Annotated in this window: 11 protein-coding genes; 7 read left to right on the top strand and 4 right to left on the bottom strand. The window is 52.3% G+C overall.

Features of this window, described 5'->3' with window-relative positions:
• Position 1 precedes the first annotated feature (1 nt).
• The gene (locus AC5FX6_RS07085; protein WP_493596326.1) at positions 2-391 is read right to left on the bottom strand and encodes a hypothetical protein; all 390 of its coding nucleotides are present in this window, start codon (positions 389-391) and stop codon (positions 2-4) included.
• Positions 392-799: 408 nt separating this feature from the next.
• Here AC5FX6_RS07085 and AC5FX6_RS07090 point away from each other — a divergent pair, with 408 nt between their 5' ends.
• The 4 genes from AC5FX6_RS07090 to AC5FX6_RS07105 all read left to right on the top strand — a co-directional run bounded on the left by AC5FX6_RS07090 (position 800) and on the right by AC5FX6_RS07105 (position 7,054).
• The gene (locus AC5FX6_RS07090; protein WP_493596327.1) at positions 800-1,369 is read left to right on the top strand and encodes a pseudouridine synthase; all 570 of its coding nucleotides are present in this window, start codon (positions 800-802) and stop codon (positions 1,367-1,369) included.
• Between the two features lie 155 nt (positions 1,370-1,524).
• A complete protein-coding gene (locus tag AC5FX6_RS07095) occupies positions 1,525-3,126 on the top strand; it encodes a M20/M25/M40 family metallo-hydrolase (protein ID WP_493596328.1) in 1,602 nt (533 codons plus the stop codon).
• Positions 3,127-3,320: 194 nt separating this feature from the next.
• Positions 3,321-4,466 (top strand): putative sensor domain DACNV-containing protein, encoded by a 1,146-nt coding sequence (locus AC5FX6_RS07100; RefSeq protein ID WP_493596329.1) that lies wholly within the window; start codon positions 3,321-3,323, stop codon positions 4,464-4,466.
• Between the two features lie 119 nt (positions 4,467-4,585).
• Positions 4,586-7,054, top strand: coding sequence for a TonB-dependent receptor plug domain-containing protein (locus tag AC5FX6_RS07105; RefSeq protein ID WP_493596330.1), 2,469 nt, complete (start codon positions 4,586-4,588; stop codon positions 7,052-7,054).
• 67 nt (positions 7,055-7,121) lie between these two features.
• Here the strand turns inward: AC5FX6_RS07105 and AC5FX6_RS07110 are convergent, their stop codons facing one another.
• From AC5FX6_RS07110 to AC5FX6_RS07120, 3 genes are all read right to left on the bottom strand, one after another.
• Positions 7,122-8,333 carry a DUF1501 domain-containing protein gene (locus tag AC5FX6_RS07110; protein WP_493596331.1) on the bottom strand — a complete coding sequence of 404 codons (1,212 nt, stop codon included), beginning with the start codon at positions 8,331-8,333 and terminating at the stop codon, positions 7,122-7,124.
• 24 nt (positions 8,334-8,357) lie between these two features.
• Positions 8,358-9,770, bottom strand: a complete 1,413-nt coding sequence (locus AC5FX6_RS07115) for a DUF1800 domain-containing protein (protein WP_493596332.1) — start codon at positions 9,768-9,770, stop codon at positions 8,358-8,360.
• 121 nt (positions 9,771-9,891) lie between these two features.
• On the bottom strand, positions 9,892-10,332 hold the full coding sequence (locus AC5FX6_RS07120; protein ID WP_493596333.1) for a winged helix-turn-helix transcriptional regulator: 441 nt from the start codon (positions 10,330-10,332) through the stop codon (positions 9,892-9,894).
• A 116-nt stretch (positions 10,333-10,448) separates the two neighbouring features.
• On the opposite strand from AC5FX6_RS07120, the gene AC5FX6_RS07125 reads away from it, so the two are divergent.
• The 3 genes from AC5FX6_RS07125 to AC5FX6_RS07135 all read left to right on the top strand — a co-directional run bounded on the left by AC5FX6_RS07125 (position 10,449) and on the right by AC5FX6_RS07135 (position 12,889).
• Positions 10,449-11,078 carry a nitroreductase family protein gene (locus AC5FX6_RS07125; RefSeq protein ID WP_493596334.1) on the top strand — a complete coding sequence of 210 codons (630 nt, stop codon included), beginning with the start codon at positions 10,449-10,451 and terminating at the stop codon, positions 11,076-11,078.
• A 74-nt stretch (positions 11,079-11,152) separates the two neighbouring features.
• Positions 11,153-11,854, top strand: a complete 702-nt coding sequence (locus tag AC5FX6_RS07130; protein ID WP_493596335.1) for a DsbA family oxidoreductase — start codon at positions 11,153-11,155, stop codon at positions 11,852-11,854.
• Between the two features lie 18 nt (positions 11,855-11,872).
• The gene (locus tag AC5FX6_RS07135) at positions 11,873-12,889 is read left to right on the top strand and encodes an LLM class flavin-dependent oxidoreductase (RefSeq protein ID WP_493596649.1); all 1,017 of its coding nucleotides are present in this window, start codon (positions 11,873-11,875) and stop codon (positions 12,887-12,889) included.
• Positions 12,890-12,961 lie beyond the last annotated feature (72 nt).

The following is a 12,961-nucleotide window of genomic DNA, read 5'->3' on the forward strand; positions in this document are numbered from 1 at the left end:
ATTACCTAAAAAGGTTGTGATTGATTAGGTCTAAAGAGTTTAAGTACTTTTTGATATTCTCGTGGCGGTCGGTGGTTTCGTACCACTCAATATCGTTAAGCGGCAGGTACTCACCCAGTAAGTCACGCACTTCATTCAGCAAGGCTTCTCCCTTTTTTGTTCTAAAATCAGGATTCCGGTACTGCGCACTCACATACTCTACTTTCACCTGACCGGTCTTAGTCACAGCCAGTTCGCGCACTTCCACTACCAGTTCCGACGACTGGCCGTTATCGTTTACAATCGTTTTATAAACGCCTTTATTACCCTCTTCCAGCGCTGCGGCACATTGCTTGCGAACATCCAGCAGGGCTTGGCGTAATTTCCGGTTCGGCACAACGTAATGTCCCACAATATAACCCAGTAGAGCAGCTATTAAGAATGTCCAAAAAATCACTTTCGTATTTATAAAGTTTAAAGCTCAATTACTATGTAATGAAGCAAAATAAATTGATGTTATCAAGTATTGATGAAGCAGATGGGGCCTGGAACAGCTGGTTGATTCTCATTTTCACCTGTTATACTCCTCGCTCCCAGCCTTTTTCTATCTTCTATACGCGGAACCTGCACCTGGGGCTGACGAGAGTTCAGGCTGAATAAACAGCAGGAATTGCCCCCCTGCACCAATTGTGCCCGAACACATCTTTTCATTGTCCTATTACGGTGGCGAGGCTCCATACTTTACAGGGCTCGCCGATAAAATCAGGCATTTTGTCTAATTTGCGGGACGATCTATACCTGATTTTTTACTTTCGCATACATGCAGCACCGGCATTTCATTTTGCACAAACCCTACGGCTACATCAGCCAGTTCGTGACCGACAAGAAAAAGAAGAAACTACTCGGCGACCTGCACGACTTCCCGGCCGGCACCATGGCCATCGGGCGGCTGGATGAGGCCAGCGAGGGTTTGCTGCTGCTCACCACTGACGGCAAAATGAGCGAACAGGTACGCAGTAAGCATGTCGAAAAGGAGTACTATGCGCAAGTAGACGGCCTGATCACCGACGAAGCCATCGCCCAGATGCAGGGAGGGGTGTCCATCGGGCTTTACGGCGAACAGTACGGCACACGCCCCTGCACCGCTTTCCGGCTCGAGGCCGCACCGGATTTCCCGGAACGCAGCCGCCGCATCCGTGACGACCGCCACGGCCCGACCAGCTGGGTGTCGATCACGATCTCTGAAGGAAAGAACCGACAGGTTCGCAAAATGACTGCTGCTGTGGGCTTTCCGACATTGCGACTGGTGCGCGTGCGGATCGGGAATATAAGACTGCAGGAGTTCGTGCCGGGGAGTGTATCAGAAGTTGAAAGCTTTGAACTGGGATAAAACCTGTGTTATACCTGCGAAATTTCATTGGTACTTTAAACCAAAGTCGTCACGAGGAGTCTATTGAGCGGTTTCGATAGCGATAGCATATATTTACTATATTTAACGGATATACCTTAACATATCATACAAACAATCCATACCTTAAATTAACCATGAAGAAACACCCTATTCGCATTCTGGCCTTGGCTTTGATGCTATCGGGCGGTGTGAGCAGCGCAACGCTAGCACAGCGACCGCAACAGCAGCAGGCACAGTCACAACAAAAGCAGGATCCTGTAATACAGAACATCATCAAGATGGCCACTGAGAACTCACAGCTGGAGAAGCTGGGCCATGAGTTGATGGACGGCGTTGGACCACGTTTGGTAGGTACACCGCAGATGAAAGAGGCCGCCGACTGGGCCGTGAACAAGTACAAGGGTTGGGGCATCGACGCACGCATCGAAAACTACGGCGAATGGCGTGGCTGGGAGCGTGGCATTACCCATATCGACATGGTACACCCACGTGTAAAATCACTTGAAGGCATGCAGCTGGCCTGGAGCCCGGCTACCCCATCTAAAGGGGTGACGGCTGAAGTGATCACCATGCCTGAGTTCGCCGACTCCGTTGCTTTCCAGCGCTGGTTGCCGAGCGTAAAAGGCAAAATGGTGATGATCTCGATGAACCAGCCAAGTGGCCGCCCAGAGTACAACTGGAAAGAGTTTGCGACGGAGGAGTCTTTTGAGAAAATGAAAAAAGAGCGTGACGAGCAGAACGAAGCCTACCGCAAGCGCATCGCTGCTACAGGCAAAAACGCCCGTACGCTTCCTGTTGCGCTGGAGAACGCCGGTGCTGCCGGTATTGTGATGTCAAACTGGTCACAAGGTTTCGGCGTGAACAAGATCTTCAGTGCTTATACCAAGAAAATCCCTACCGTAGATATCGCTTTGGAGGACTACGGCATGCTGTACCGCTTAGCGGAGAACGGTAGCAAGCCACGCATCAAGGTAGTAGCTGAGTCGAAGCACGCCAAGAAGCCGGTTCCTACTTTCAACACAATCGCTGAGATCAAAGGCTCTGAGAAACCAGACGAGTACGTGATCCTGTCAGCTCACTTTGACTCCTGGGATGGCGGTACCGGTGCTACTGACAACGGCACGGGCACGATCCTGATGATGGAAGTGATGCGTATTCTGAAGCAGGTATACCCGAATCCTAAGCGTACGATCCTGGTAGGTCACTGGGGTAGTGAAGAGCAGGGTTTGAACGGTTCACGTGCTTTCGTAGAAGATCATCCCGAAATTGTGAAGAACACACAGGCTGTTTTCAACCAGGATAACGGTACTGGCCGTGTGGCTAACATTTCCGGTCAGGGCTTCCTGCACGCTTATGACTACATGACCCGCTGGCTGAACGCCGTGCCGCGTGACATCACCAAAGATATCCAGACCTCATACCCTGGCTTCCCGGGTGGCGGTGGTTCTGACCACGCTTCATTCATTCCGCACGATGTGCCAGCCTTCATGCTGAGCTCCCTGAGCTGGTCTTATGGCAACTATACCTGGCACACCAACCGCGACACCTACGACAAGATCGTGTTCGACGATGTGCGCAGCAACGTCATCCTGACGGCAATTCTGGCTTACATGGCCAGCGAAGAGCCAGAGATGGTATCGCGTGAGCGCAGTGTGATGCCGGTTAACCCGCGTACTGGCGAGCAAATGAGCTGGCCACAGCCAAGACCTTCAACCCGCAAAGGTGGACTTGACTAAGGTATAATTTCACAGGTAATTTACCTGATCTATTTCAGCACAGCCGCTGCAGACTTTCTGCAGTGGCTGTGCTTTTTTTATGGCTATACCTGATCATGTCAATCCTTGCTTTTGAAGGAATCTATCGGTTTTTGGACTTAGCCCCGTATAAAATAATATAGGCAACCAACTATACCTATAAAGCAAAAACAGACATGATTGGCAAATCGACATACAAGGCCGCACGCGAAGTGGCACAAATTGCGGAAGACCATTTCACCAACCAAATCGAAGCAGCAAAAAAACTAAACGGAAACAACCTGGCCACCATACCGCCTGCCCGCATCATCGAGACCATGATCGACGCCGCTTTCTGGGCGAGCCTGCGCCGTGAAGAAGGTCAATCTCCTAGAATATCACTTGCCTTCCTACCGCCCGAGCAGACTGAGCAGCCGCTCTTGTTTGAGCATCACCTGACCTTATCACCTGCCGTGCTGACCAAGATCGGCCCTGGTGTGGAACGGCCGGGTATCCACCTGGGCGTGTGGTACGAAGGAGACTACCTGCATATCTGGGGTACCACCCGCAGTATCCCTAACTTTTGCTTTGTACTGGATGTGCCGGAGCCCGGCTTGCTGGTGATTAAGCACCGCCGACAGGATGGCTTTGGCAAGTTTGTGAACGTGGCGGTGCTGATGGGCGATCAGGTAAAGATCGTGAACGAAGAAAGCTCCCATTTACCCAATTGTCCTGATGTGCTGACTTCCCTCCTAGGCTTCAGCTCCCTGAGCGTCTGGAATAAGTCACTCAATGTGCTGGTGCAGCTGGCCGTGTCGATGCGCTCCCACAAAAAAGGGGGCATCCTGCTGGTGGTCCCTGCTGGTTCCGATACCTGGCGCACTTCCATCCGACACCCGATGCGCTATGCCGTGGGCCCCGCCTATTCTGAACTGACTGATTTGATGAAGCGAAAAGGAGAAAAAGATAATGACAACTCCGGATGGCAGGACGAGCTAAGAAGAGCCATAGAAGCCCTAGCTGGGCTCACAGCCGTGGATGGTGCCACCATTATCAGCGACAAGTATGAATTGTATGCTTTCGGTGCCAAAATAACCCGTAAACAAGGCAGCATGCCCGTAGACAAGCTGATCCTGACAGAACCGGTGATCGGAGGCGAAGCCATGATCGACCAGCCTGCTCTGAGCGGTGGCACCAGGCATTTGTCAGCCGCCCAGTTCGTGCACGACCAGCGGGACGCCATTGCACTGGTTGCCTCACAGGATGGCAGGTTTACCATCTTCAGCTGGTCTGATTGCGAGAACATGGTACAGGCCAACCGCATTGATTCCTTGCTACTCTAGCAGCATAAATCGCCACAATTTTCTATCCCGAAAAGAGATACACGTTTGTGATTTTAAGGAATGATTATTGCACTCGTTTTTGTTGATAAAGAAGAGATGTTTTAGAAAAAGAGGACGATATGATCAGATATAAAATAACTAAAAAATGGGCTTTCCTGGTGCCGGCACTGCTGCTGGCATTTGTGTCGCTGGCATTCGTCAGCCCACAGACAGGCCTGCTCCAGACGCTGGAGAGCCACCTCGCCAACTGGCGCACGCAGTATTCTCCTGAGAAGGTATACCTGCACCTGGATAAGCCGCGTTATACGCCGGGCCAACAGATCTGGCTCAAAGGCTATGTGGTAGATGCTGCCAGTCTGCAGCCGACTACGAAGAGCCGTGTGCTTTACGTGGACCTGCTCAATGCCAATGACGAAGTCGTAGAGCGCCTGAAACTGAAAACTGAGAATGGCAAGGCTAACGGCGACATCGTTCTGCCGGCTAACCTACCAGTAGGTCAGTATACGCTGACTGCTTATACCCAATGGATGCGCAATTTCGGGGAAGAGAGCTTTTTTCGGAAAGAGATCAGCATTATTGGCGAAAAGCCGTTGACAGAAAAGCAGGATAAAACGGCTCAGAAAATCGACCTGCAGTTCTTTCCCGAAGGTGGTGATCTGGTGCAGGGATTGCAAAGCCGTGTAGCCTTTAAAGCCAGCAAACCCGACGGAACAGGTATAGCCGTAACCGGTGCCGTATATGATGCGCAGAATCGAAAACTACTTGACTTCAAAGACACACACTTAGGTATGGGGGCTTTTGCTTTGCAGCCGCAGCAGGGTCAGCGCTACATCGCCCGCGTTACATTCGAGGATGGCAGAAAAGCCGAGTATACCTTGCCTGAAGCCAAAGCGACAGGCTATGTGCTGAGCGTAAACGAAACGGCCAATCCGGATCAGCTACAGGTGCAGGTTGCAGGGAATGCCTCCGGCCGGCAGTCGCTGGTGCTGACAGGTATAAGCCGCGATGCGGTGCAGTATGCGGAGCAGCTCAATGTGCAGGCAGGACAGAATTTTAGCAAGCAGATTGCCAAAGCGGACTTCCCGACAGGTATAGCACGCTTCAATCTGGCCACTGCATCGGGTGAGCCCTTGGCCGAGCGACTCGTGTTCATTGATAATCAAGACAACCTGGACATCAGCCTGACAACCGACAAGAAGACCTACAGCGGACGTGAGCGTGTGACCATGCAGGTACTGGCCCGCGACAAGCAGGGCAAACCGGTGTCTACAGACTTTTCACTGGCCATCACCGACGACGAACTGGTAACACCGGACTTGCAAGGGCTTAACATCAATGCCTACCTCCTGCTCACCTCCGACCTCCGCGGCTACGTGCAGAATCCGGGCTACTATTTTGAAAGTAACGACGTGGCCCACCAGGAGGCCCTCTCCTACCTGCTGATGACGCAGGGCTGGCGCCGTTTTGGTTGGCAACAGCTGGCCAAGGGTGAATTTCCGGAGTTAAAGTATAGCCCTGAAACAGACCTTGCTGTGCGGGGCACTTTGCTCACTGACAGGGGTAAACCCGTGAAAGGCGGTGAAGCGCTGCTATACCTGAAAGGGCAGCACCTTGCTTTTATCACGACAGAAACTGATAAAGACGGCCGATTCGCTTTCGAGGGATTTGACTATACCGGCGCCGTAGACATGGTGGTGCAGGGCACAGATAATCGCGGTCGTAGAAAGCATTTGCAAGTGCAGATCGACGAGCAGGATTACCTGCCGAAGCTATCGGCTATACCTGCTCCACGAAGTGAAGAACTCGTGGCAAGTGCCAGCCCTGACCTGCTCACAGCTGGTAAAGTAGAAATGGCCGCGGCCGATGAAATCAACAGTGGGTTCACTTTGAAAGGCATCTTGCTGAAGGATGTAAAGATACAGGGCCAGGCTGATATGGTAGAGCCCTTTAAACTGCATCGAAAAGCGGATGTGGTCATCAACGCAAGAGACTTGCCCATGGCTCCTTCCGGCAATATCATAGAGTCCTTGCAGGGACGTGTGGCCGGTGTACAGGTATACCGCACCGGTCCTAACGACTTCCGGGCGCGTATCCGGGGTAGCAGAACTTCTCCGCTATACCTGATCGATGGCATGCCTGTCGAAGAGGGCATTACTTCGCAGCTCAACCAGTTTGATATCAGCCACATCGAAATCCTGAAAGACGCTGCCAGTGCCAGTCTGTACGGTGGACGTGCCTCGGGTGGTGTGATTGCACTGTATACATGTCAGGGTGGCGAGGCGATGCAGGAAGTGGAACCCGGCAAGTACATCATCATACACCGCGCACAGGGCTACAGCAAGGTGCGAGAGTTCTACAGTCCGCAATACGATGGCAAAACACCTGCCAGCCGCGAGCCTGACCTGCGTACCACGCTCTACTGGAATCCAGGTGTGCAAACTGATGCGCAAGGCAAAGCGACTGTCAGCTTCTATGCAGCCGACCGCAACACGACCTACCGCGCCATTATGGAAGGTATATCCGATGCCGGTAAGCCCGGTCGTGGTATAGCTACTTTTGATGTGAGTCTAGGAAGAGCTAATCCTTAAAAGAGTTACCCAGCACAAAAAATCCCGCCGCTTGTACTTAAGCGGCGGGATTCTTTGTGTCTATATTTTATACAAGTCCCGACAGGATTTGGGTTTTATCGCCAAGGATACCTGCGGCATTACCGCTCAGCCAGTTCTGCAGCAGTGTGGCATATATATTCCGGAAATCGATGCTATACCTTAAGTCGCCCTCGTCAAGATCCTGCAGATTGGGACCATCGTTATAAATGCCCGCCTGCTTTAGCTTTCCGCCGATCAGAAAAAGATTGTTAGCCGTGCCGTGGTCTGTTCCGTTGCTGGCATTCTGGGCTACGCGTCTGCCAAACTCCGAAAACACCATGATCACGGTATTGTCAAACTCCTGCTGCTGTTTCAGGTCTTCTACAAAGCTGTAAACACCTTCCGAAAGCTCCCGGAGCAAATTGGCCTGCTGCCCCACCTGCCGCACATGCGTATCGAAACCCGTGAGCGAGGCATAGTATACACGCGACTCCACACCTGACGAGATTAGCTCGGCAATGGTCTTCAGGTTGCGGGCAAACTCCCCGTTCGGATAGTCTTTTTTGCTGCGGTATACCTTGGTCTTCTCTTGCAGGTAACCAGCCGATTGCTGGGTATCGATCAGCGTTTTGTAGAGATAATCTACCTGATGATGGGCATGATCCTGCTCGTGGAGCTGTGCCGCCCGCTTCAGGAAATTGTCGTTGGTAGCCTGGAAAAAGCGCTTCACATCCTGCACCGCTATACCTGTATACTGCGCTCCTTTCAGCGCCAGACTAAGCGTGTCGTCTACTTCAATGGCGGCATGATTGGCTCCCGGCCCCGACAGGCTGTCGAGGTAGCGTCCGAGCCAGCCTGTGCTCAGGTACTCGTCAGAGGCGCTGGCTGAGTGCCAGATATCCATGGAGCGGAAGTGTGAGCGGTCCGGGTTGGGGTAGCCCACACTGTTAAGAACAGACACGTAGCCCTGGTCGTAAAGCAGGCGCATCTTTTCCATCGCCGGGTTCAGCCCCAGGCCCTTGTCCAGGGTGAGCACTTCACGGGAAGGTATAGCCAAGGTGGGACGCGCTTTGTAATACAGGTCATTTTGATACGGAACTACCGTGTTCAGTCCGTCGTTACCGCCGCTAAGCTGTATCACAACCAGCCTTTTACCATTGGAGTTGGCCAGCAATGGTAGTCCTCCCCTGTCAAGGCCATGCAAAAAATTGGGTACCAGCAGCATGCCCGAGGCCAGCGCCGACATTTTAATAAATTCTCTTCTGGAAGTAGAAGCCATAGTCCTAAAGTGTGCGGTGGAAAACTAGCATAACTGGTACTCAGGCAGTGAAAGCAGCCGCAGCGTCAGCAAAGTGATCTTGTCGGCATGGCTGGCTCCGTCCGGCACATGCTGCGCCAGCAAGGCGGCGGTTTCCGGTCGTAGCGGTACCTGCAACAGTTTTTGACCCAACGTCTCGATCAACTCCCTTTCTTTTACATTCTGCAATTGCTGATGCAAGCCGCTCAGATCGGCCTTGGCCCGTACAACCCGTATCCCATCCTGCCGACGCCTTCGCGGTGCGGTCGGTTCGGAGTCGTCGTCAGGTTTCAGGTTGACCTCCAATGCCGCATCCTGCAGCAGTGCTGGTCCTATTCGAAGCCGGAATGAGAGCGTGGAGCTATCGATCCAGTTGCGCCCGCCGGCCCAGCCACTTACGTTCGGGGGCCTGAATAGCTCCTGCCCCAGCGCCCGCTGCAATACCAGCGGACTGCGGCCATCAGCATAACTTATATTAAACTGACGCTGCAAACCTGCCAGTAGTTCTATCGGTGATTTGATTTTGCTCCCCACCACATCAGGTCCGTAAAACCACTTCGCCGTGAAGATCTTCTCCAGCAGCTTCGATATATCATAGCCTGTTTCGTAGAAGTAGCTGCTCAGGCTTTGGATGCGTACCGGATCAGGTATATCACTTACAAAAAAGGTGTAGATCTTTTCGGTTAGGAATTCGGCCGTGCGCGGTTTCTCTATAATAATCTGCAGTATTTCTTCCCCGCTGAAATTCCCCTGCTTCCCCATAAAAGTTTTTTTACCCCGGTCATGCTGTCGCGCACGGAACACAAATTCCCCTTGCGGATTGTAGGACCAGCCGGTAAAGGCACGGGCGGCTTCTTTGATGTCCTGCTCAGTATAATGCCCCCGGCCCAGCGTGAACAGCTCAAGCAGTTCGCGGGCGAAGTTTTCGTTGGGGCGTTGTTTGCGATTTTGCTGGTTATTGAGAAACTGCAGCATACCGGGATCTTTGGAAATGGCCAGCAGCAGGTCCGGAAATTTGCCTAAGGCATGCGCACGGAGGGTGTTGTGCTGTAGCAGGGCGATGCGGGGCTCCCGCAGTCGGCAGGCAAAGTGCCCATGCCAGAAGAGCGTCATCTTTTCACGCAACTGGGCGTCGGAGGTGGCCATCTGCTGGAGCCAGGTATTGTTAAGCAGTACAAAGCCCTGCTGCCTTTCCCGCTGCCGCTGTTGGCGCATTTCGGCATTCTGCGTATCAGTTTGCCCTGATATTTCTGTATATGGAATCGTTACTTGAAGAGGTACTGCCGGGCCTGACTGGCGAAACAGGTCGCGAACAGTTTGTTTGATTCCGGGACTAGCCTGATCAGGTCTGAAAGGTATACCAAAGCCAGCCCGCCAATAGAGGTGCTGCAGCTTTTGTTCGCGTGCTGAAGTTTTCATGCAGATGCCATTTAAACTTAGATGAAATAGCCTCATCAAGGTTTAAATATACCTGAAAATATATGTTAGCAGGTATGGCATCTAACAAATTTAAAGTCAGTCGGTTTTGACCGACTCGCCACTACGCTAGCTGTGCTTGTTTTTCCTTCTTCCCATACCTTTCCCGAGCCTCCAGAATCTGGTTAATGTTCAGCTTGGCCCAATCAGCCAACTGCAGTAATTGCAGCAGCAAGCCCTGCCCCAGCGGCGTCAGGCTGTACTCCACCCGGGGTGGGATTTCCGGGTATACCTGTCGGCTAACCAGCCCATCCTCTTCCAGTGAGCGAAGCGTTACGGTGAGCATGCGCTGCGAAACACCGTTGATCTGGTTTTTGAGTTCGTTGAAGCGTAGTTTCTCCTCTTTCCCAAGGGTGAGGATGGTATAGATGGACCACTTGTCCCCGAAACGGGCCAGAATATCCTTGATCGGGCAGCAGGTTTCGATATCTTCCTTGCTGCACAAAACTTTATCGATCTTTTTCTGAATCGTAAGTTGCTGGTTTTCAATGTTAGTTACTTCCATGATACTTAGTGTGGCGAATGTACCTGCTTGACATGCACAAATTTAACAAATACCTTTGAGTTACCAAAAGTAACTAAGTAATGAAACGTTACTGGTCCTTTAACTGTTGTATAGACATGAATATCTTAGAATCTTTGAAATGGCGCTATGCCGCCAAGCGAATGAACGGCCAGCGTGTGCCGTCCGATAAAATAGAGCGTATACTGGAAGCCATCCGTCTGGCTCCTTCTTCCATGGGTCTGCAGCCTTATACCGTATTGGTGATCGAGGACGAGGAACTGAAAAAGCAGATCAGACCGGTTGCCATGAATCAGCCACAGATCCAAGAGAGCTCGCACCTGCTGGTTTTTGCAGCATGGGACGACATCAACCCGGCCCACATCGAAGAGTACATCCAGCACACAGCTGAGGTGCGCAACATGCCAGCCGAGCAGCTGAATGATTTCAAAAACACCCTGTTAGGTATAGCTGAGCGCAACACGCAAGAGCAGAATTTCAACTGGGCTGCCCGTCAGGCTTACATCGCCTTTGGTGTGGGACTGGTTGCTGCCGCTGCTGAGCAGGTTGACGCCACCCCAATGGAAGGCTTCGATGCAGCTGCATTAGACAAACTGCTGAACCTGCCGAAAAAAGGCTTGCGCAGCGTAACACTAATGCCGCTCGGCTACCGAGACGTGGACAACGACTGGCTGGCCAAACTGCCTAAAGTAAGACGACAGAAAGAAAAATTCGTACTGGAAGCATAAGCTTCGAATTAGCAAGTACAGCCGACAGCTACCTTTATCGGGCAGCTGTCGGCTTACGCATTTAAAGAATTACTATGACAAAGCAGAAAATTAAAATAGACATCTTCTCCGATATCAACTGTCCCTGGTGCTACGTGGGCGAGCGTAGACTCGACAAAGCGCTGCAGCAGGTCGGAGATCAATACGAAGCTGAAATCAGTTTTAAAGCCTTTGAACTGAACCCGAACATCCCGCAGGTTGGTATGGGCAGACTTGAGTACTTCAAGGGCAACTATGGTGAACAGATCGTGTCGCAGGTGCCGGCCATGGACCAGCGCATGACAGAGGCCGGTGCTGAGGAAGGGATCAAGTTTAACTTCTCGGACAGCATGACGGTGAATAACACCTTCAACGGTCATCGCCTGATCTGGCTGGCTGAGCAGTACGGTGTGCAGCACGAGGTAGCCAATGCGCTCTTCAAAGCTTATTTCACTGAAAACCGCCAGATGAACGACACGGCAGTATTGAAGGAAATAGGAACAGCACAAGGTATACCGGCTGAGCGACTAGAAAACTTTTTTGAGAGCGAAGAAGGCAAACAGGAAGTGCGTCAGATGGAGGCCTTTGCGCAGGCCGCAGGTATAACTGGTGTACCGGCTTTTGTGATTAACGACCAGTACCTGGTAAGCGGTGCCCAGCCAGCAGAAACTTTCCTAAACGTATTCAAGCAAGTAGCGCCCACTATCCAGAAGCTCGACATCGAAGGCAACAGCTGCGATGTAGGCGGAGTGTGCTAACCATATAATCCAAGCATGATGGCAGACAAAAAGCTAAGCGAAATTAAACTATCCGTTCTTGATCTGGTTCCGATCCGATCAGGCAAGAGCATCCACGACTCCTTTCAGCACAGTCTGGAGCTGGCCCGTCACGTCGAGCAGTTGGGCTATACCCGCTACTGGCTGGCTGAGCACCATAACATGCCCGGCATCGCCAGTTCAGCTACCGTTGTGCTGATCGGCTACATTGCAGGCGGTACTTCCACGCTGCGTGTGGGCTCGGGTGGCATTATGCTACCGAACCATGCCCCGTTGGTAGTCGCGGAGCAGTTCGGTACGCTCGAGAGTCTCTACCCCGGCCGCATCGATCTGGGGCTGGGCCGCGCCCCCGGCACCGACCAGGTCACAGCCTATGCGCTGCGCCGCGACCTGCAGGGCAACGTGGAGGATTTCCCGAACAACGTAGCCGAGCTAAAGCAGTACCTGAGTGCCGACAACAGCACGGCCAAGGTAAGGGCTATACCCGGCGAAGGGCTGGACATCCCAGTTTGGATACTGGGCTCGAGCACTTTTGGGGCACAGCTGGCCGGCATGATGGGCTTACCTTATGCCTTTGCGAGTCACTTCGCCCCTGCTGCCCTGCACGCCGCGCTCCAGGTATACCGCGATAGCTTCCGCCCTTCTGAGCAATTGCAGGAGCCTTATGCGATGGCCTGTGTGAATGTGGTAGCCGCTGATACCGATGCGGAGGCCAACCATTTGGCAAATTCCCTTTACCAGTCGTTCCTGAACGTGATTCAAGGCAAGGCCTTGCCGATGCAACCGCCAGTGGAGAGCATGAAAGACCGTTGGAGTCTGCAGGAGGAGTATGCTGTGAAACAGATGCTGCGCTACAGCTTTGTGGGCAGTAAAAAGTCAGTACAGGAAGAACTAGAGGCTTTCGTGGAAGAGACACAGGTGGACGAACTGATGATCTCCACTGGTATCTATGATCCGGAAAAGCGACTTCATTCCTATTCCCTACTTTCTGAAATTACCGCACTGCAAGAGAAATAAATATTGGACTGGCATTGCCCAGCCAACATTGTACTTAGAAACAGACCCGGGCATGGCTCCGGGTCTGTTTTT

Source organism: Pontibacter sp. LHS2 (genome assembly GCF_058932845.1).